This is a genomic window from Pedobacter punctiformis, assembly GCF_027213715.1.
GTDB lineage: Bacteria > Bacteroidota > Bacteroidia > Sphingobacteriales > Sphingobacteriaceae > Pedobacter > Pedobacter punctiformis.
Map to the genome: position 1 here is coordinate 157,843 of NZ_JAPWGM010000003.1, position 20,610 is coordinate 178,452.

The following is a 20,610-nucleotide window of genomic DNA, read 5'->3' on the forward strand; positions in this document are numbered from 1 at the left end:
TGTTGAAGTCAATTTAGAGGGGCATTTAAGACATTTTTCATATATTTACTATAATAAAAATCTAACCCTATGATTCGTACTGGTATTTTACTGACTAAACAATATAGATTGTTGAGCGTTGCGGCTATATTGGATGTTTTTGAAACTGTTAACAAATTTCATTTAAATGATGGCTTGCCAGAGCCTTTTGATTTAGTGTTAATCAGTCAGGATAGTGGCCAGATTAATTTCAGCACACACGAATGCAAATCAATAAATGCTGTAACCGATCTGGATCTTGTACTGATTCCTTCTTTTTCAAGTGAAGATGTAAAAGCTGCCGTTGGAGAAAATGCCACGTTTATCCCCTGGCTACATAAACAATTTAAAGATGGTGTAGAAATTGCAACTTTTTGTACAGGTGCTTTCCTTTTGGCTGCATCGGGCTTATTAAATGGTAAGGTAGCCACTACACATGTAGATGCTTGTCATGCATTTTCAATGGCTTTTCCACTTGTGCAATTAAAACCAGATAAAACGGTAACGCAGGACGGCAAATTATACACCAGCGGTGGAGCTACTTCTACGTTTCATTTATTGTTACACCTTTTACAAATTCATTGCGGTAAAGATATAGCCGTTAAAATGGCTAAGATTTTCGCCATCGACATGGACCGTGTTAATCAGTCTTATTTTAGTACTTTTCAACCTATCCGCCACCATAATGATGATATTGTAGCTTCTGCACAGGAGAAAATTGAAACCAATTACCAGGATGTAGCAACCATTGAGGAAATGATTAAGGATATTCCTTCAAGCAGAAGAAATATAGTTAGGCGGTTTAAACAGGTAATTGGAATTACGCCAATAGAATATTTACAACAAACCCGTATAGAGGCTGCCAAAAAACTGCTGGAACAAACTGCCCAGCAAATGACCGAAGTGATCTATAATTCGGGCTATAACGATCCTAAAGCTTTTAGAAAGATTTTTAGAAAATCTGTCGGCATGACTCCATCTGAATACAGGGACAAGTTTCAGGTGAGGTAAAAATCTTCGCCAAATTTAAAAGTGCGGCAGATATCCACCATGCCGCAACTTTATCATTAAAACTAATTTAAAAACTATAGGCTGGTCAATCATAGAAACTCTGTCCGAATAGTACACCTTAAGGTTTGTAAACGGCAGGTTTTTAAATCAATAACAGAGGGATAATATTAATATTAACGCGATATAAATACACTGTTAATAAACATAAAGATACATAAATGTAATAATTTTATCATCAATTTTTGTATATTCCGACTTTAATAAAGGAATTAAGAATTAAAAGTTCATTAATTGTGTCTATCAGCATTTAAATTTCTAAATATTATTTGTTTTTAGCAAAAATCAGAATGATTTGCGATTAAAACCTGTGTTAAAAAACAAACAGAAAAACAAATCATTTGAATGTTACATGAAACTTATTAAAAAGACATTAACCAGGCAAGAATTGGATTCTATTAGGTGCGGCGACAGGGTTTTTGATGAATCGGGTAAATCCGGTGTTGTTGAAGACATAGAGATTGTGAAATATAAGGCCGCTACTCATTATTATTACCGGCTAAAGAATAGCGGTACCATTTTAATTATTGTTTAATGCCTTTTGTGCTCAGAAATGATTTTAATTCAGAAATTAAATAATTGATAATCAATTGATTAAAGCAAAAAAAGCACCAATAAATTGATGCTTTTTTCAGCGGAAAGCGAGGGACTCGAACCCACCCTTTATAGACGCTGTATTACTGCAATTTTTATATCAAAGGTAGAATGCTATGAATATGCCACAACTTTTTTAAACATTTTAAAAATTATGAACAATAATATAACAAGCATTTAGCTGTTTGCTACAATAAACAATTTTTAGGACTTGTATCAAAGAACACTTTAGTTTAACATTACAAATATACAAAATATCGCACCTAAGAAATGCGCAACGATCTTCAATATCTTTGGTACCATAAAAAAATCTAAATAGATAGGTTTGATTGTTTAAATTAAGATAATTCTAACCAAGATTGGGCATTTCAGCAAAAATGGCCGCTCGTTCCGCATTTAAACTATCACTTCGCTTAAGTGACCATCTGTTCCGAGTCAGACTGACCGTTCCGATCTTTCGATCAACTTTTTTCACGACTGGCTTTCAGGAATAATTTTTCAATTTCTGCATAAAACAAAGGCTCCAGGGAGCATATCTGCAATTCCGGATGAACTAGGTCGCTTCGCTATTTTGGAAGGATTATGGTGTGTTTTTTAGCGTTCAAATACCTGCGGATGGATTTTGATCTTTAGAAACTTCTGAATTGAGGACAAATCCGGCAGTACCGGAGGAAAATGGATTTGGATCCGAAGTGTATATTTGTTCATTAGGAAAGGAACTTAGATGTGCATCATCCGGTAATCAAATTGGTGGTCAGTTTGTTAAAATGAAACCTATCTAATCATAATCAGAGATTTTTTGGGACACTCCAGCGTACAAACGACTGAAATCTATGCAAAATTATCGGCATCTCGCCGAATGAAGGTAATTGAAGCCGCAAGTAAAGAAATAGTACCATCAGAAGAAGCTCTTTGAGTAAAAAACACTTCCCTCAGGGAGTGGTTAAAACACATAACCAATTCAAAAATTATGCAAAGATTCTTTTTAGAAAAAGGGATATCTAAGATGATTAGACATCCCTTTTTATGTTTATATGCTTGAAAACAGCAGCTTCTTTACATAAGAATACTGTTCACAATGTTGTTCTTATGTAAATATTTAAATAAAAACAAGGGAGCGGGCACCAGATTGCGCAAAACCTAAAGTTAGAAACTGAACTCAATCCTATGGTTGACATTTTATCTTTCTAAATAGCCTGAGGCAAAGTTTATCCAGTCATTAACGCTCTTATCAAGATAGATATCTGGTTGTATCCCAATATTGTCTATCGGATAATCCGGTAACCTTGATGAACGATAAGTTGGCAATTGTAATAGATATTCGGGACAGCCAAAATCGAACATACGTGCTGCAGCATAGTCAAGTCCTCCAGAAGTAACCGTTCCTATTATTTTTACTTTCTTGCTCTGTTTGGCTTTCATCACGAAGCTTTCTGCAGAACTTCCAACTCTTTTATCCGTCAAAATAACAACATGATTAGGACTCTTTTTTAGAGGAATTACTTGTTGTATCGAAAAAATGCTATCCTTAAGATTTACAAATTTCCCCATGTTTTTTTTATAAAGTCCTATCCACCTCGTCACGGTGTTTATTTCCTCCTGCTTTTCTTTATTATTACTTATTGTTTTAATATAGTCTTCAAGTCCCTTAACCAAAGTTTGAGTTGCCAGATACTCAACCCCTATATTCCTTATTGAATTGGTCATTATGTAAGGCAAAAGCATTTCATATGCATTGTCGGTCCCTCCCGAATTACCCCTGATATCGATAATCAAATTTTCATACTGCATCAGAGATTGGTTGTTTGTTATAAGATCCTCAATGATTTCGACAAAAGGGTAATCAAAAGATGAGAGTTTAATTAGACTTGTTTTATTACTAAGCTTTTTTATTCCAAATCCATAAAAATCTCCTACTTTCCTTTTAGTCTCCTGCGCTGTTAAAACGGATTGGCGTGATTCTATTATGAAAGCAGCGCCTGATTCTTTAAAATAGATGATGCTGTTTTTGAAAATCTCATAAGTGCCGGTTTTAAGTGTCTTGTCAAAGGAATAAAATTCATACGTTCCGTTAGGATATAGTCTAAACTTTATCTCTTTCTGTTTCCAGTAAGCAGAGGTAGAACTAATTACAAAACCCACCTTCACTCCATCACTGTTTTGGGTGATTCCAATTTCGTAAACCACACCGCCAGTCCATTCGAACCTGTTCTTCCAAATTCCCTCCAACGGATCATGATCGGCTTTTAGCCTTTTTCGGAAGCTTTCGATATCAATGTCAACCATTTCTGTGCTCCCAGCGCCATTTACATTTATGGAAGTTGCAGGATTTATCCATATGTGACCGTCCCTAAAAAAGGAAGTGTATTTTTTCAGGACATCAAAACATCTGCCCTTTTCCAAGTTAGAAGCTTGCTCCATTAGTTGCTTTTTAAAACTATCATACACTATTTTATCCTTAGTTTTTTCTTCAAATCCTGGATACTCGCTTTCAATTTTTTTAATTAACCGGCCCAAAGCTTCGTTGCATTCACAAACAGTTTGTGCATGTACTATATTGTTAAAGAAAACTATTGCTACTATCAGAAATATTCTAATCTTCATTTCTTTATAATTTTTATGACAACAAAGAAAGCTATTACAAAAGGTTATAAATTGTAAAAATCGTGCAGACATTTATATGATGTGCAGGAGAGGTAATTCTTAATCATTGATTTTATGATTGACGGCTTTGACTTATTCCTACAAGTTTTCTGCTGGTGAAACCGCTGCAACATTTTGAAATCTTATGCGTCTACCTAGTAAACTAAAATAGTAACTATTGAAATTTATATATGAATACAAGTATTGTTCCCGTCCAGCATCCTTTACTAAAAGCATACGTTCAATATTTCATTTTTTTTAATCATGATTCTCAGCAATGTTTTTCTTACCAGACTTTTCCAAATACAAATCTTTGTTTGGCACTATATAAGAACAACAAAATTGATTATAAAGGAAATAAAGACATGAACCTTTGCAGTATAAATGTAGGTCGTAATACTTTTTCGAGCCGGCTTTTGGGATTTCATAACCAGCCTCTTAAGGTTGAGGTTAATTCTACATTAGATCAAATCTGTATTTTGTTTCATCCTGGTGGATTAAGGGAATTTACATCCGATACTTATGGTGATTTACTGAAACAAGAAGATGTATTTGACTGTATTTTCGGCAAGCAGACATGTATACTTGAAGAGATTTTTGAGTGTCACGATATGCAACAGAGAGGTGCGCTGCTTGAAGGCTTTCTTGCCAGTAAGTTATTGGCAAGAAGCAGGGATTGGAGAACACAATCTACCCTTGACCATATTAACAAAACTAAAGGAGGTGTTACCATCTGCGAACTGTCTAAATCCTTAAAAATAAATGAATCTACACTTTACCGCTCCTTCAAAGATGATTTAGGTCAAGGTCCAAAATATTTTATTCAGACAGTAAGGTTTAGGGCCGTGTTAAATTTATTGTTAGAGGGGCAGTATACAAATTTGACAGAACTAGCTTATAGAGGAATGTTCTATGATCAGTCACATTTTATTAAAGACTTTAAGTTACGTTCAGGCACGCGTCCCAATACCTTGAATCAAAACATTAAACTCGAACAGCGCTTATTGGCTTGGGTAACAAATGCTGTATAGTCTCTAATAGATAAATGAACACAATAACCAGATCAGCCAATCCATCTTTGTTCAGATCGCCCTTTATATTGAAGATTGTTTTATTGAAACCCTCTTGTGCCATTGCATTCATTCCCAGAAACAAAATCAAATAAATACTATATAATTTTATCTTCTTATAAATCTTCATATTTAAGCTCGCTCTCCAGCTTAGTCAGCCTTAAGCAGCTATTAAAATATTTCGTACACATCGAGTCGCTCAATTATAATTTTTCACGATTTCCTGTCCAATGACCTACCAAAGCATAGACGTTTCCATTAAAAATTTTCTTTCGTGGCGTTACCCATTCTATCCAGTGTCTTTTAGTCTGATATTCTTTTTCGTCAAACTCATGAACCTGAAATGGTAGAGGTTTATTGGCAAACCTTCCCATAATCGCTCGTGCAACAGTCGAATTTCCATCACTTGGCGTTTCCGTTAAATCAATGATTATATTTTGATGCAGGAACAGGCTATCCAATGCCTGGTCAAACTCGCAATCAGCTTATTATTTCCCAGTGAATTGTTTATTTTCCGCCAAAAAAGTCCAGCATTGTATTCAATGCATTTTCAGAATGCATTTTTTCTCCATTTTCAAGTGATTCCTGTGCTATTAAGGAAGCTCTTTTTCGCATATTTATTTCATAAAAAGAAATGGCGGCTTGTACAGAATTGTGCTCGTTGTTTGTTAAACATTCACTCAGTTCCAAGGCATCAAGCATCGCCATATTTACGCCTTCGCCTGCAAATGGCGGCATTACGTGAGCAGCATCGCCCAGCATTGTTAAATTGGGTAAGGCTTTCCATGTCTGGTCTAAAGGCACACAGTTTATTGGCCGTGGAATAAATGGCGTAGTTGTATTTTCAAACAATTCATACCAAATGCTGCTCCATTCAGGATATGCTGTTTTAAACCAATCAAGCAGTTGTATTTTATCTGAAAAGTCTAAACCACTTTTTTCTGCCCAGTTTTCTTCAGCTTTAAAACTTGCATAAAACCCAATTTCGTTATTTGCCTTCTGTCCCATTAAAATATCTTTTTCATTTCCGAAAGCCATTATTTTCCCACCGCGAAGTATTGCAGAAATTTTCGGTAAAGATTTTTCAGCCTCATATACATTGCCTTCAAGCATGGTAATGCCCGTATAAAAAGATTTTATACCGGTTATGTAGGGCCTTATTTTAGAGTTGGCTCCATCTGCACCTATCACAATGTCTGCGTAGACCCTTTCTCTATTTTTGAAATGTAACAGCCAACCCTCGTCTTGCTCTTCCATTGATAAAAAGTGACTATTCCAAACAATATTCTCAGAGAGCAGCGAGTCTAGTAATATTTTCCGCAGGGCCCCACGGTCTATTTCAGGACGAAAATGTTCGTGTCCAAAATTTTCGGTTTGTTTAGTTTCATGGCCGCTGAAAAATATCTCTGCCTTTTCATTGGTGATTGTCTCTTTGTCGGCACCAGGCATATAATTCTTTTTAAACTCATCTAATAAGCCGGCTTTTCGTAAAGCGGCTAATCCTAAATCATCGTGCAGATCAAGAGGCGAACCCTGCACCCTTGCATTTTTATCAATATCTCTTTCATACACTTTTACATCAACTCCTTTGAGCTGTAAAAGTCTTGCCAATGTCAGTCCGCCAGGACCACCACCGATGATTGCTATTTTTTTATTCTTCAGTAACATAATTTTACACATTTTAATTTACCATGTAAAAGTATTGGGATAGCAAGAAATGAAATAGTAAAAATCAGCCGTTTTTAAGAAGGAAGTTTTCTGACTGCAGTAATATCAATAAAACGGTCATCTTTGTTTTTGCTTAACTCTTTTGGGGTAACACCGGCATATTTCTTAATCTCTTTGATAAAATGGTTTTGGTCCGTAAAGTTTTGCTCAGGAAAAAGGTTACCTTCACTGATGTGTTTGAAAGAGGCTCCGAAACGAAGAATATTACAATATGTTTTGAGCGAAATTCCGAACTGCTGATTGAAATACCGGTTGATTTGCCGGCTGCTCCAATAAACGCTATCGGACAATTCTTTTACTGTAATTGAACCATTGGATAAATAAATAAGTTCAAATAATTTCTTTTTGCGGCTGTCAGTGTTTTCAGGTGAAAGGGCTTTTATCTTTTGCATTGCCTTGCTGCAAAAATTTTCGAGACTGTTCATATCATCATCTTCAAATTTCCAAAAATCATTTGGAATGTTTTTCCCCTCATTAAGCAGGTCTTTGATTGAACTTCCAAGCAGGTATTCCACAGCCAATAATTTAAACCCTATCGAAAACATTTTCATGCCTGCTTCGATGATTACCTGGCTGGGCACTGTATCAATCCCTCTCAATATCATTTCCCAATTCCCGGAACTCATTTTCATCACCATCATATCAACCATGCCATTGGGCAGTATAGTAGTCGGAATATCTTTTCCAGTGTTGTTTTCTAACAGCCAAAAGCTATGGACAAAATGTGAAATAGAATGGTCAGGCAAAGCTGATCGGATTATTAAATTCATTGTATCACTTTACTAGATTATTTTGATCTCACCAGCAACATACTCTTTGTAGCGAAATTGGGAGTTTCAATATCGTTTACCGGGATAATTCTTTATAGAATAACAAAAAGGGATTATCTGTTTTCAATCCAATCCACCAATAATTTTCGTTCCGCAAAAAGCCATTTTCCGTTTTGCTTTACAAAAGTATCATGGTAACGAATGGCTGCGATCATCAGTTTTTGCTTGCCATCTTCCATAGTTAAATGATGCGCCATGCAATAGGCAATGCCAGTAGCTTTATCGCCATTCAGCTTACAGTACTTTGCCCGTTAAAGTGCATGGTGGTGGTGTATGTGTTTAGATTGTCAAATACAGGATTCGAACCTACTTCTTAACTATACCATAAACATTGATTTTTTCATTTTTGGAATTAAAAGTGCCACGATAATGCCACAATCTTTTCCTTTGCTTTCAAAAATCAATTTTGAAGTCTCTATTTAGCTAGTGCGGAAAGCGAGGGATTCGAACCCCCGGACCTGTTACAGTCAACAGTTTTCAAGACTGCCGCATTCGACCACTCTGCCAGCTTTCCGCTGCAAAAATACAAACACAGATCACTTCCACAAACTTTATCTGCAATTTCTACGTGATATATTTGTAAGCATAAGATAACCAAGCCACAAATTTTATGAAAACAGTCTTGAATGGGAGAATTTAACCTAATATAGATTTCAAAATATCGAAAGCTTTTAACATTTCATTTTCTTCAAGCGAAGCAAAACCCATTCTTAACGAATTGATGGAAAAAGATTCATTTTTATAAAAATTTCCATTTCCGATTTGGAGACCTCTTTTTGATGCTTCTTCGGACATTTTGAGTAAATCAATTTTTTTATCAAAATTTGCCCATATCCCCAGTCCGCCCTCTGGTATGCTAAATTCTATCCTATTGCTAAAGCTAGATTGGAGTATCTGGCAAAAAAAGTTTCTGCGCTGTCTGTATATTTTCAATGATTTCCGAAAATGCCTTTCCATTTCTCCGTTATTAAACATTACGGCAAATGCTTCTTCCAAAAGCGTGTCTCCTTGCTTATCTATCAATTGCCGTAATGATGCCGAAGCATCAATAAATTTAGAGGGGCCCGTCATAAATCCAATTCGTAATGCTGGGGCAAAAGTTTTTGAAATAGAACCAATATAAATCACATTGTGATTATGGTCAATACTTGCTAATGGTAAATATGGTTTATTATCGTAATGAAAGTCAAAGTCATAATCATCTTCAATAATTGCAAAATGATGCATTTTGGCCAGTTTTAATAGCTTTAACCTCCGCTCCATACTCATGGTTACCGTTGTAGGAAAATGATGATGTGGTATAGTATATATAGCCTTTATTTTTTTATGTTTTAAGCTTTCTTCCAGATAATCGATATCCATTCCGTTACTGTCAATGGGAATCCTCAGAAGATTTGCACCCGAATATTTAAAAGTATCATCTGCAAAGCAGTAGTTTGAAAGGCCTACAGCTATGTTATCACCAGGTTTGATCAGCAATTGTGAGGCTAAATAAATTCCCATCTGGCTTCCTTTTGTAATTAGTACATCTTCAGCTGAAACAACTAAACCTCTGGTATTAGAAAGATAATTTGAAATGGAGAAACGCAGGTGTTCTGATCCTTTTGAACTGCCATATTTCAGAAAGTTTTTGCCATAAAATTTCCTGGAAAGACTTCGATATTCTCTCATTAATAAATCTACAGGTGCTAGACGAACATCAGGAAAGCCATCGTCAATAGTTAAAACAGCTTGTTGGAAATTTTCGCCGGGCAAAGCATTTTCAAAATTATTATCCCAGGAAAATGCTTCTTTAACAACTTTGTTTTTATCTGTTTCAGCTCTTTTAATTTTAGACAGCGCAGGTAATCCTGAAAGTACAAATACACCTTTTCGTTCAATAGATTCGGCCCAGCCCTGACTAATTAGTTCTTCGTAAGCTAATTTTATTGTGTTTCTGTTTACTCCAATCAATGCTGCAAGTGTACGGGAACTGGGCAATATATCTGATGGTTTTAATGTGCCATTGGTAATCAGTGTTATAAAACTATTGCATACCTGAATATGTAATGTTATGGCGGTATTTCTATGAACTGGAATTAATGATTTATAGGGTAGCATCGGGCTTGTATTTATAATTATCCGGATACAAATATAAATATCGCATGTAATATTGGGCTAGTAATTTTATTAAATCTGGACTATAAATACAGCCCAGATAGATCATAATTTTGCAGTATAAAAATAAAATATTTATGAAAAATTCATTTAAAATTGCTCAACTTCTTCTACGTTTTTCACTGGGTATAAGTTTTTTAACACCTGTATCAGACAGATTAGGGTTTTTAGGACCAATGGGCAACAAAAATATTGAATGGGGCAACTGGAATAACTTTATTGATTATACCGCTACGTTAATGCCTTTTCTTAGCAGACCTGTTGTTAATGTAATGGGTATTATGGCCACAATAGCCGAGGTTATCATCGGAATTCTACTCATTATTGGTTTTAAAACCCGCTATGCTGCGCTTGCCAGCTGCATGTTAACGCTGACTTTCATTGTTTGTATGAGTTTGTTTTTAGGGGTTAAAGCACCGATTAACTTCTCAACATTTACAGTTTGTTCAGCAAGTTTATTACTTTCGGCTGTTCCTGGCTATAAATGGAGTATTGATGATTTATCAGACGATGCATCCAAATAATGGAAATATAATAAGGAGTAAATTAATACATAAAATCGAAGGGGCGAAAATTTTTTAAATCAGGTAGAGGGCTAATTTTTACAACACTTATTTTTTCTTCTGATATTTTATCTGTTTCATATTCAATCTTCCTATCTATTTTTTTGCCTGTCAATAAATTATAATCTGTAAATGTTATGTTTCCAGGGGAGGCATAATGATAGGTGTAACCAATTAATTCGAAATTGTTGTTTTGAAATCTGAATTTATGTGTCATATTTCCACGTATCATTTGATTTTGGAATATCAAAATGCCTTTAACAATTTTCAAATTTTCTAAAACACATGCCGAAGTATTCTCCCCATTTGGGAAGTTTTCCATCACTGCAATTTTGGATTTTAAAACAGTAACATCCTTTCCATCTTTTCTTCGGAATTTTATTTCTAGCAAAAACGGGTGATGAATATCGGTTGTATCTTCTTTTACAGTCACCACGTCATCTATATTATCCCTATTTAAATCTCCCTTAACATGGTATACTAACTTGTTGTAGTTATTATTCTGGGCAATAGCCTGATTAGAGATCAATAAAAGAAGATAAGTGCTTATTAATGGTATTACGATTTTCATAATTTGGAATAACAGATCATAATGACTATTGACCAAGCTTTATAGATGAGTTGAGGACACCTTTAATTATTCGCCGTTACAATATCAATTAAGTAGGGTTTTAACGAGACTCCACTTTCATCTCTAAATTTATCGTCCACAATCAATTGATAATGTTGGTTTGGTTTTAGCTCTATTTCAAATGTTACAGATTTTCCGTCTTCTGAAAATCCTACAAATTTTTTAATCAGTAAAACATTGGTTTCTCCTAGTGGCCCAAGCTTAAAATTTCTAAATCTTTTATCCATTTTAGCCGAAAACTGTATGGTAAGCTGAGTTATAGCCGGGTCTACAGTTTTATCCTGATTTTTAAACTGACTAATTCCTAAAACAGTTGGTCGGCTATTGTCAAACTGCTTTTTCAGCTTTTTTAAAGGCAATGCAAAATAGCCTGACTTATCCGCAAATTTGTACAGTTCAGCATTGTTGTTGTAATCCAACTCAATAATTTCTTTTATTGCCTGTTTTTTGTCTTTGGCATTTTGGTAATATTTTTCACAGATGTCATACCCAACATAATATCCTAAATCTCTGTTTTTAAACTCATTTTCGGCACTACTATACAACCAAAATCCCGTAAACAAGTTAAACATTTGTTTTGAAAACACTTCCCTAACCCTATCAAAATGTTGCTTACCATAAGCAATTGCCGGGGTTTCAGATTGTTTTCCTGTTGCTGTTACAGCAACAAATTCAGCAGCACCCTCCAGTACACTTTGCGCTAATAAAGTATTGCCAATAGTTGTTTTTTGTTGGGTATGAACGTATTCGTGAATGTTTAAAAACACAACCCCTTTGATGGGTTCAGTATCAAAAAAACGCCTTAGATGCGATATATTTTTAGGAAACTCGCTTGTATTAGTATTCTTATCGGTTAAGGCAAGTTCACTGCCAATCAGTACTTTCCCATCTAATGTTGTGCCATTGGTCATTAATGCTCCAACGGTAAAATAAATTTTCGCTGGTTTTAAACCTAGGTAAATATTTTTGATTTTGTTTACTTCCAGTTCTATTTCACCGGCAAATCCTTTAGCTTTTAATGTGTTGGTTCTAATTGAATTCCAAAATAATGGATAATGGTTTATAGCATCAACATATGATTTACTGGTATATTCCCTTGCCTCCATTATGGCTTTTAATCCGGGAGAGCCTTTTTCAATAAAAAGTTTATTTAAATATTGATATTGAAGTGTACTATCATTGGTACTCCTTATTTTGTCGTAGGCTGTCCAAAAATTATCAATATCGCTTGTCACAAAATTTTGTCCGGTATCCTGACCAAATAAGCTTGAAAATGCGAAGAGCAGCAGAAATGTTGAAATAATTGTTCTCAAAACTATTGTTTTTAATATCTGTTAATTTTAGATTTATCGCGAGATGCCGTATTGAAGCAAATACCAACATAATCTAACATTAAATCGGTAGAGCTGGCAACGGTGGCTTTTTTATAGTCGCCGATAAAATTTTTAAAAAATTCTTTGTTTTCACTTTTTAAGGTGTTTGTAAGGGTTTTTTCTACCTTTTGAATATCAAAGGGGTTTTCTGACTGCCCAAAAGCGAATTGACAGCTTAACAGCATTAGAAATAATATTTTTTCATTTTATAAAACATGGTTACCAGCGTAAAGTATTTTGCGCCAATATTTGATTTGAATATAGTTAAAAATGCTTTTTTATGATCAATTCACTTACAATTCGTGGGCTTTGATTTACAATTCGTTAGTTTAGCCTTTATTTATATTGTGATTTCCTGTTAATACTAATCCCGGAAGCGAGAATACTAATCGCAGTAAGTGTATTCAAAATAAAAAAGCAACTACTGATCAAGTTACGTTCTTAAAAGTACTGAACAGAAAACCCTGAAAGGTTATTAAAAATTACCCGCTTCCTTAACAAGGGCCTATTGCCATTAAAAATGTATTCCCTATATTTAAATGTTAACAGTGATTGCATCGGTTGTAACTGCTAATACCAACAGACAACAAAATAAATTATGACAGAAGTACAAAAATCATTACCAAAATGGATACTCATCGTATCTGCACTTTTTGCATTAATGGAACTTATGGTAAGTATATCGTTATGCGTTGCGCCGCAGTCGGTTTTGGAAACAGTCGACCTTAATGCAAAAGGCGTTGATTACTTAATTTATATGTGGGCTACACGCCAATTTGCCCTTGGTTTTATCTTTGCTTTTGCAACATTCAAAAAATCAATCCCTATGCTAACCATTGCCTATATTTTCTTTCTGGTTATGTTTATTGGCGACTTTTTTATTGGAATTTTACAAAAGGAAAGTTCTCTTATTATTGCAGCGGTGGTAATGTGTATTATTTCTTCGGCTATGATATATGTAATAAATAAGCGAAAATAAATATTGTACATGAAGGGTACTTTGATCATTTAAATCAATTTTATTACTTATAGCTATAATAGAGGGCCCAGGAGAATAAATTCATTTAAAAATTAAATCTCTTGGCATACTGTATTCAGAATCTGAAACGTTTTCCAGCCACACCACACTCCCTTTTTGCGTATTGGTACCAATGGCAACATGTGCCATGGTATCAGTAGGCGTTGCACGATGCTTATGACTAATATCTGGCGGCCATTTAACTGTATTGAAATGTTGATCATTTTTGATAAAATCAAAGAACATCTTTACATGGCTGCAGTTAACTAAAAATTACAATATTCTTATCTCTTTCAAACCAAAAGTAGCTAAGGATCACTTGACAAACCCTAATCTCCAAGTTCTCAAATCGGGCATTTTGACCTGGAATAACAAGATGATTTTGTAGCATAAAAGGCATCATCTTACTAGTAGTATAGGTGATCACTTTCATTGAAACACCCACATTAAGCTCAAAATATATGGATTTCACCTCAAAATATGTGGATTTCCCCCTATCTGAAATGTTCATTCTCTATAAGTTTGTGTAATAAATACGGGTTTCTCATTTTATATGTGTACTGGATTTATAACAAACCTAACCAATTCAATATCAAGATTAGCGAGCTTTTAAGTGCTGTATATCTCCGTGATATATCTCTTTGGTGTGACGCTGCTTGTCAAAAAAATTAGATTAACAAATTATCAAACTAAAAACCTAACTAATGAAGAAAAAAAATCACTACCTTAGCCTTATGGTCGCAATCGCGGCTTTTGGGATTTCATTATCGTCCTGTAAAAAGGCCTCAATACCTGTTACCGGTGAGAAAGTCAATCTTTCAATTAAAAATAAAGTAGCGGTGAGTACAGTTCCGGCCGATGCTATGACTTTTGTGATTCCAGCAAATAAAGCATATGCCGAACCATTTGAACCCAATGACAATGCTGTTGGAGTTTCTGTTCCTATGGGCTACCCGGAAGATTATAGCGTGGTATCCAACTGGACCAATCAAACCCGTAGTGTTGTATATTATCTTTACCAGACAGCTGGTGAGTATAATTTTTCTATTGAGAATACCGTTACCAATGGCGTTAATTTAAATTATGAAGTTAAAATATCTCCGTGTTATGCTGGTCTGGCGATTACTCCAAGTTCAAAAACGATTACTTTTAACGGAACCGGAACTGTTAATCTAACCACGGCTTTCAAAGTAGTTGCATCAACAACAGGTTATTACCGTTACGAATTGAAGCCGGTTTCTACTCCTAATAACTCCATTACCATTCATAATCTGATATTTAAAGCCTTGCAGGCAAATTCAAAAGTAAACCAGACAGATTATCAAAGCTCGCCTTCGGTACATTTAGGCTTTAGTTCTACTGCCAGTACGGTAAAATCATATGATTGGCTTTATCAGGAGGTTAGAGTACCAACTGGTAAAGATCCGTTGTACACGTTCTATATGGCAATAGGATTTTTTAGGGGTTATCTTGGAATACAGACAAATTCGCCTACCGAGCGCAGGGTATTGTTTTCGGTATGGGATAGCGCTGATGCTCAGAACGATCCGAACCATACTGCTGCAGATAATGTAAGCCTGGTTGCTAAAGAAAGTAATGTAACCAGTAATGGATTTGGCGGAGAAGGTACGGGAGGACAGAGTTATATCAATGCAAACTGGCAGACTAATACCACCGTTTCATTGATTATGAATGTAAGACAGGAAACAACCAATTCTGTTTTGCTTTCTGCCTGGTACAAGCTGGAGGGACAGAGTACCTGGAATTATATCGCGACCTGGCGTGCGCCGAAAGACCAACGGTATTTTGATGGTTTCTATTCTTTTCTGGAGAACTTCGGGTATAGAAACGGGCAACTGCGCAGGGAAGCAGAATATTTTAATTCCTGGGCCAAAGAGAATGTTTCGGGCAACTGGGTACATCTTAACAAAACTTCTTTCAGTAATACCGATGGTGCTGTAGGCCAAAGGGTTGACTTTGAGCAAGGGGTCTCTCCTTCAAATTCTGGCCGATTTTATATGTCAAGCGGTGGTTATACGCCTACAATCAAAACCTCAAATACAGTTCCGCTGTTAACTACACCTCCAAGTGTTCCGTTAACGACTTTATCTGCAAGGGTTGATCAGGCGCTGGCAGACTATGCCGGAAGTAGTATTACAAATGGTGGAATATATAAAATAGTTTCTGCGGTTAATAACTCAAGTGTCATAGATGTGAACAGTTATACTCCGGTAAATGAAACTCCGGTAACCTTGTGGTCGAATAACAATCCGACTTCAAACAATCAGAAATTTCTGGCAAGAAAAACTGGAAGCTACTATATTTTCAAATCAATGGCCGACACGACAAAGGTGTTAGATGTGTATACGGGTTCAAGTGTGGATGGAACCAAGGTTCAGGTTTATACCTTTAATAATGGAAACGCACAGAAATGGGCTGTGGAAAGTGCAGGTGGAGGCTATGTGTATCTAAAATCTGCTGTGGGCGCAAATAAATCGTTAGATGTAAATGGCGGTTCAACAGCAAATGGCACTAAAATTCAGATCTTTACTTCAGGCACTTCGAATGCCCAGAAATTCAAATTGGTAGCTCAATAGCTACAGCAAGCTTTTAGTTCTACTTCGATCAAGACTGTATCCTATCCGGATACAGTCTTTTTTATGTACACGGATTGATATCAATCTTTACGCTTTACGAATCTTTCCGCTAAGCTTATAGGTTTTATTGAAAGCTTTTCTGTAGCTTCTGATATATTCAGATGGGTTCATGCCAAATAATTTACCAAACTGTTTGCGAAAATGAGTCATATCATTAAATCCGCATTGAAAAGCAACCTCACTTATGTTACAATCTGTATTAATAAAGAGTTTAGCTGCTTCTCTTAAACGGATAAAACGGATAAATTCATTTATAGAACGTCCTGAAATGGACTTAACCTTTTGGAAAAGACTTGAATAGCTCATACCCATTTCTTCAGCAAAGGTATGGACATTGAATTTTGGATCGAGCAGGTGCTTTTCGACAATTGCAATGCATTTATTTAAAAACTCTTTATATTCAACAGAGACTGTTGATTCATCTTCCTTAAAAGTGATTTGATTATAGAAATATCGTTGAAGGTTGTTGCGGTTCTTTAACAAATTTGAGACTCTGGCAATTAATATATGTTTATCAAAGGGCTTTGTAATATAATCATCGGCTCCTCCTTCTATTCCCTTGAGTTTAATTTCTGCCGAGGTACTCGAGGTTAAAAGAACAACAGGAATGTGATTTAGGCTGGCATCTTCTTTTATTTTTAAGCAGAGTTCCACTCCGCTCATCACTCCCATAACCACATCCGTAATGATAATATCGGGAACATACCTCATAGTTAGTTCATAGCCTTGCTCGCCTGTATTTGCCTCATATACCTGATAAGAAGGCCAAAAAATACCTTTCATATAATTGCGGATCTCTTCGTCATTATCTACGATCAGTATAGAAGGCCTGTCTGAAATTATTTCGGCTTCCAAATCTCTATCCGTATTACTTTGAAGTATTTCCTCTTCTAACCATAATTCATCTGTTCCCGGTTCATTCTGTAAAACAGGGGATTCATTAAAGCTTTCGAAAATTACCTTTGAATCAAAATGTGTATTCCCTTTCAATAAATCGATGGTAAATTCGGTACCCTCTCCTTTTTTACTCGAATACGATACTTTACCGCTATGGATATCGACAAACTTTTTAACCAGGTGTAAACCTATCCCAAACCCGGTTTTATTTACACTGTCTCCATCTTTAACCTGATAAAATTCTTCAAAAAGACGCGAACCCACGTTTTCGGGTATCCCTGTACCGGTGTCACTAACAGCCAACCGGATACCTGTATCTGATTCTGAAAGTTTTAAACGAATACTACCGCCTGCAGGCGTATATTTAAATGCATTAGAGATCAAATTAAACAGTGCTATTTCTATTTTCTCTTTATCGGCATACACTTCTATTTCTGCCTGATCATTAATGAACTCAAAAGTTATTTTCTTTAGTTTTGCCTGCTGAATAAAGCACGAGTAAACCTCGCTGACAAAAGCAGTCATATTGAATTTGCTTACCTTCAAATGATAGGCATCAGACTTGCGGAAGTGAAGAAGTTGATCAACCAGGCTTAATAATCTTTTAGCATTCCGGTAAACAACTGTCAGTTCTTTAGAATCAATCTGGCTGTTCGGGCTATTCAAAAATTCTTGTATCGGACTGATAATTAAAGTTAAAGGAGTTCGGAACTCATGCGAAATGTTGGTAAAAAAAGCGAACTTCTTTTCGTTGAGTTCTTTTTCCTGTTCAGCTTTAGCATTTGCAAATTGAATCTGGTATTTCAAACGTTCCTGCCTTCTTTGATAAAGGCTATATACATAAAATACTGCTATACCCATTGCCATGTAAATACAATAAGCCCACCAGGAACGCCACCAGGGTGGCAAAACGGTTACCTTAAGCACTCTTTCATTGGGGATCCAAACGCCTTCGGTATTGGTCGATTTTATTCTTAAAAAATAAGTCCCTTCTCTAAGCCTCGAATAGTTGGCAATCCGGGATTCGCCAGCTTTGTTCCAGCTGTTATCCCAGCCATCTAAAAAATACGAATAGCTTATCTTATCGGGTGCGGAATATTCCAGAGCGGTAAAATCTACAGACAGAATGGCTTTATCGTAAGGAAGAGTAAGCTCAGTAAGTTCATAAACGCTTTTTTTACCTTCCGGTTCCTCGTATTCTTCGTAAGGAATATTGTTAATCCGCAGGCCGGTGATTAAAATTTTAGGTTGGTTATTTACAGGATTTATATGTTCCGGAAAGAAAATATTAAAGCCTTTTATGCCACCAAACAGGAGTTCACCACTAGATAACTTTAGGGCTGCATTATAATTAAACTGATTATCCTGTAACCCGTCAGATTCATAGAAGTTTTTAATCTTTCCTGCTGCATCCATTCTGGAAAGACCGGAAAAAGTACTAATCCAAAGATTGCCTGCTCTGTCTTCCAGGATATTTAATACAGAATTTCCGGCCAACCCCTTATCCTTTGTATAACTTTTATATTGCCCGGTTTTTCTGTCAAATTTCAATAAACCGCCACCCTGGGTACCTATCCAGAAATTATTCCGGCTATCTTCATATACCGCCCTTACAGGATACTCAATTTTATACTCTTTAACCTCCTTTGTTTTCCTGTCAATTTTAAATAAATACTCGAAATTGCCTGCCCATAATACGCCTTGCTTATCCTCTCCCAATGTCAATATATTTGCTTCCTTAAGGTTGCTTTTATCATCAAAAAGTTCAAAGCGGTTGGTCTTGCGGTTTAATAAAAACAATCCCCCCGGCCCACAAACGCCTGCCCACAATCTTTTGTCACCATCTTCATAAACGAGCCAGGCCGAAGCTGAAAAAAGCTTCGACACGGTGTTAAAACAAGTATAATGTTCGAATGAATTTGTACGTTTATTGAATTTATTAATTCCCCCACCGAAAGTAGCGATCCAGATGTCATTTTTATAGTCCCTCACTATACTGGCCACATTATTACTGCTTAATGATGCCGCATTACCATTATCATAAGCATAATTTTTAAAGGTGTTTTTCTTTCTATCCCAATAGCTTATTCCTGCTCCGTCTGTTCCTATCCAGATATTTCCATTTTCCGCTTCGCAAAATGAAAAAGTAAAATCATTAACCAGGCTGTTTTTATTAAATGGATCGTGGCTGATGGTTGTAAACCTGTTTTTTTTCTCATCCAGGATATTTATTCCGCCTTTTTCCGTCGCAATCCACTTGCGTTGCTGCTTATCTTCGTAAATACTGCGTACCCAGGCACTGCTTAATGCTCCTTTACCCGGACCTGATTGAATTTGCCTGAATTTTAAGGTTTGAATATCAAGAACAACGATACCCTTTCCACCTGTGCTGATCCATAAATTGCCCCGTTTATCAAATAGTAAATCAGCTATCATTTTAACCTGCGGATAACCCGTTTTTGATTTATAAGCGCTTTCTTTAATATTATATTGATATAAACCTTCCTTATTTCCTACCCAGATATTGCCCTGATGATCTGCTTCCATACAAAGCCCCGCTTTAAGGATACTGTTAACCAAAATAATCGAATTTGTTCTGTAATCAAACCTGGCCAAGCCGTAGTTTTCAATAAAAAGCCAGACTTGATTCAGGCGATCAATCTTTATAGACTGAACAATATAATTAGTTGCTTTAAAAAGAACCCTGGTGGTTTGTTTTTTTGATTTATTGAAATAAATAAGCCCATCGGTACCGCCCACAAAAACATTTCCATGTGTGTCTGTTTCGATCGCATTTATTTGGCATATCAATTTTTGCGAACCCTTTGTGGTACTATAATATACTGGTTTAAACTTTGAATTGATAGGGTTATAAACACTAACCCCTCTCCAGGTGCCTATCCAAATGTTATGATCTGAATCTTCTTTAATCACAATCACCCGATCATTTATAAGAGACGTAGAATCGTTTAAATTTTTATTAAAAATCTTAAAATTATGACCATCAAACCGGTTTAATCCTTCATGCGTACCAAACCACATAAAACCAAAGCTATCCTGATAAACGCTGGTTACTGAATTATTGGATAAACCCTGCTTTACGCCTAAATAATCTAAAGGATGATTGTTAAATGCTTTTGCTGAAAAAACTAAATTGAAAATCAGGTAAAAAAAAACTATATATTGCCTCATAAATGCTTTAAACCCTAACTAAGCCTACAGAATGGTATAAGCAATTTAATAATTATTCGGGTAAAACCTATATAAGCCGCTAAATTGTAATCCAACGATTATGAATTCGCCCAAAGCAGAGTAAAAAGAATCCTAAATTACACAGGCAATGAGGATAGGATTGTTAATGAA

Annotated in this window: 17 protein-coding genes and 1 tRNA gene; 6 read left to right on the forward strand and 12 right to left on the reverse strand. The window is 35.7% G+C overall.

All coding sequences use genetic code 11. The features are described 5' to 3' along the window. The first annotated feature begins 69 nt into the window (after positions 1–69). Both O0955_RS09685 and O0955_RS09690 read left to right on the forward strand, forming a co-directional pair. Positions 70–1,029 (forward strand): GlxA family transcriptional regulator, encoded by a 960-nt coding sequence (locus tag O0955_RS09685; protein WP_269427349.1) that lies wholly within the window; start codon positions 70–72, stop codon positions 1,027–1,029. Positions 1,030–1,438: 409 nt separating this feature from the next. Next, complete coding sequence (locus tag O0955_RS09690; protein WP_269427350.1) at positions 1,439–1,621, forward strand: hypothetical protein; 183 nt, start codon at positions 1,439–1,441, stop codon at positions 1,619–1,621. 1,238 nt (positions 1,622–2,859) lie between these two features. Here O0955_RS09690 and O0955_RS09695 read toward each other — a convergent pair. Next, on the reverse strand, positions 2,860–4,284 hold the full coding sequence (locus O0955_RS09695; protein WP_269427351.1) for a S41 family peptidase: 1,425 nt from the start codon (positions 4,282–4,284) through the stop codon (positions 2,860–2,862). Between the two features lie 230 nt (positions 4,285–4,514). Here O0955_RS09695 and O0955_RS09700 point away from each other — a divergent pair, with 230 nt between their 5' ends. Continuing rightward, positions 4,515–5,354, forward strand: a complete 840-nt coding sequence (locus O0955_RS09700; protein ID WP_269427352.1) for a helix-turn-helix domain-containing protein — start codon at positions 4,515–4,517, stop codon at positions 5,352–5,354. Between the two features lie 242 nt (positions 5,355–5,596). Here O0955_RS09700 and O0955_RS09705 read toward each other — a convergent pair whose 3' ends face one another. The 6 genes from O0955_RS09705 to pdxR form a co-directional block, all read right to left on the reverse strand. After that, on the reverse strand, positions 5,597–5,854 hold the full coding sequence (locus tag O0955_RS09705; RefSeq protein WP_269427353.1) for a S41 family peptidase: 258 nt from the start codon (positions 5,852–5,854) through the stop codon (positions 5,597–5,599). Between the two features lie 46 nt (positions 5,855–5,900). Next, positions 5,901–7,061, reverse strand: a complete 1,161-nt coding sequence (locus O0955_RS09710; protein WP_269427354.1) for an FAD-dependent oxidoreductase — start codon at positions 7,059–7,061, stop codon at positions 5,901–5,903. Positions 7,062–7,135: 74 nt separating this feature from the next. Beyond that, positions 7,136–7,891: a helix-turn-helix domain-containing protein gene (locus tag O0955_RS09715; protein ID WP_269427355.1), complete on the reverse strand. Its 756-nt coding sequence runs from the start codon at positions 7,889–7,891 to the stop codon at positions 7,136–7,138. Positions 7,892–8,004: 113 nt separating this feature from the next. Beyond that, positions 8,005–8,184: a nuclear transport factor 2 family protein gene (locus O0955_RS09720; protein ID WP_269427787.1), complete on the reverse strand. Its 180-nt coding sequence runs from the start codon at positions 8,182–8,184 to the stop codon at positions 8,005–8,007. Positions 8,185–8,380: 196 nt separating this feature from the next. Then, positions 8,381–8,465: transfer RNA gene (locus O0955_RS09725), tRNA-Ser, on the reverse strand. 122 nt (positions 8,466–8,587) lie between these two features. Continuing rightward, positions 8,588–10,051 carry a MocR-like pyridoxine biosynthesis transcription factor PdxR gene (gene pdxR, locus O0955_RS09730; RefSeq protein ID WP_269427356.1) on the reverse strand — a complete coding sequence of 488 codons (1,464 nt, stop codon included), beginning with the start codon at positions 10,049–10,051 and terminating at the stop codon, positions 8,588–8,590. 134 nt (positions 10,052–10,185) lie between these two features. Between pdxR and O0955_RS09735 the strand changes: the two genes are divergently transcribed. Beyond that, entirely contained in the window at positions 10,186–10,632 is a 447-nt protein-coding gene (locus O0955_RS09735) for a DoxX family membrane protein (RefSeq protein ID WP_269427357.1), read from the forward strand. 22 nt (positions 10,633–10,654) lie between these two features. Here the strand turns inward: O0955_RS09735 and O0955_RS09740 are convergent, their stop codons facing one another. The 3 genes from O0955_RS09740 to O0955_RS09750 all read right to left on the reverse strand — a co-directional run bounded on the left by O0955_RS09740 (position 10,655) and on the right by O0955_RS09750 (position 12,860). After that, a complete protein-coding gene (locus O0955_RS09740; protein WP_269427358.1) occupies positions 10,655–11,242 on the reverse strand; it encodes a hypothetical protein in 588 nt (195 codons plus the stop codon). 62 nt (positions 11,243–11,304) lie between these two features. After that, positions 11,305–12,615 (reverse strand): DUF2268 domain-containing putative Zn-dependent protease, encoded by a 1,311-nt coding sequence (locus tag O0955_RS09745; RefSeq protein ID WP_269427359.1) that lies wholly within the window; start codon positions 12,613–12,615, stop codon positions 11,305–11,307. An 11-nt stretch (positions 12,616–12,626) separates the two neighbouring features. Beyond that, the gene (locus O0955_RS09750; protein WP_269427360.1) at positions 12,627–12,860 is read right to left on the reverse strand and encodes a hypothetical protein; all 234 of its coding nucleotides are present in this window, start codon (positions 12,858–12,860) and stop codon (positions 12,627–12,629) included. 413 nt (positions 12,861–13,273) lie between these two features. Between O0955_RS09750 and O0955_RS09755 the strand changes: the two genes are divergently transcribed. After that, entirely contained in the window at positions 13,274–13,654 is a 381-nt protein-coding gene (locus O0955_RS09755) for a hypothetical protein (RefSeq protein WP_269427361.1), read from the forward strand. 81 nt (positions 13,655–13,735) lie between these two features. Here the strand turns inward: O0955_RS09755 and O0955_RS09760 are convergent, their stop codons facing one another. Continuing rightward, the gene (locus O0955_RS09760) at positions 13,736–13,939 is read right to left on the reverse strand and encodes a cupin domain-containing protein (protein WP_269427362.1); all 204 of its coding nucleotides are present in this window, start codon (positions 13,937–13,939) and stop codon (positions 13,736–13,738) included. 458 nt (positions 13,940–14,397) lie between these two features. On the opposite strand from O0955_RS09760, the gene O0955_RS09765 reads away from it, so the two are divergent. Further along, positions 14,398–16,290: a DUF3472 domain-containing protein gene (locus O0955_RS09765; protein ID WP_269427363.1), complete on the forward strand. Its 1,893-nt coding sequence runs from the start codon at positions 14,398–14,400 to the stop codon at positions 16,288–16,290. An 87-nt stretch (positions 16,291–16,377) separates the two neighbouring features. On the opposite strand, the gene O0955_RS09770 is transcribed toward O0955_RS09765, so the two are convergent. Then, positions 16,378–20,439, reverse strand: a complete 4,062-nt coding sequence (locus O0955_RS09770) for a hybrid sensor histidine kinase/response regulator transcription factor (protein WP_269427364.1) — start codon at positions 20,437–20,439, stop codon at positions 16,378–16,380. Positions 20,440–20,610 lie beyond the last annotated feature (171 nt).

Excerpts from the sequence above, each read along its gene's own strand:
- O0955_RS09715 (WP_269427355.1), bottom strand. The coding sequence starts at position 7,891 with ATGAATTTAATAATCCGATCAGCTTTGCCTGACCATTCTATTTCACAT.
- O0955_RS09765 (WP_269427363.1), top strand. The coding sequence starts at position 14,398 with ATGAAGAAAAAAAATCACTACCTTAGCCTTATGGTCGCAATCGCGGCT.
- O0955_RS09685 (WP_269427349.1), top strand. The coding sequence starts at position 70 with ATGATTCGTACTGGTATTTTACTGACTAAACAATATAGATTGTTGAGC.
- O0955_RS09770 (WP_269427364.1), bottom strand. The coding sequence starts at position 20,439 with ATGAGGCAATATATAGTTTTTTTTTACCTGATTTTCAATTTAGTTTTT.
- pdxR (WP_269427356.1), bottom strand. The coding sequence starts at position 10,051 with ATGCTACCCTATAAATCATTAATTCCAGTTCATAGAAATACCGCCATA.
- O0955_RS09710 (WP_269427354.1), bottom strand. The coding sequence starts at position 7,061 with ATGTTACTGAAGAATAAAAAAATAGCAATCATCGGTGGTGGTCCTGGC.
- O0955_RS09700 (WP_269427352.1), top strand. The coding sequence starts at position 4,515 with ATGAATACAAGTATTGTTCCCGTCCAGCATCCTTTACTAAAAGCATAC.
- O0955_RS09755 (WP_269427361.1), top strand. The coding sequence starts at position 13,274 with ATGACAGAAGTACAAAAATCATTACCAAAATGGATACTCATCGTATCT.
- O0955_RS09695 (WP_269427351.1), bottom strand. The coding sequence starts at position 4,284 with ATGAAGATTAGAATATTTCTGATAGTAGCAATAGTTTTCTTTAACAAT.
- O0955_RS09750 (WP_269427360.1), bottom strand. The coding sequence starts at position 12,860 with ATGCTGTTAAGCTGTCAATTCGCTTTTGGGCAGTCAGAAAACCCCTTT.
- O0955_RS09760 (WP_269427362.1), bottom strand. The coding sequence starts at position 13,939 with ATGTTCTTTGATTTTATCAAAAATGATCAACATTTCAATACAGTTAAA.
- O0955_RS09735 (WP_269427357.1), top strand. The coding sequence starts at position 10,186 with ATGAAAAATTCATTTAAAATTGCTCAACTTCTTCTACGTTTTTCACTG.
- O0955_RS09690 (WP_269427350.1), top strand. The coding sequence starts at position 1,439 with ATGAAACTTATTAAAAAGACATTAACCAGGCAAGAATTGGATTCTATT.
- O0955_RS09740 (WP_269427358.1), bottom strand. The coding sequence starts at position 11,242 with ATGAAAATCGTAATACCATTAATAAGCACTTATCTTCTTTTATTGATC.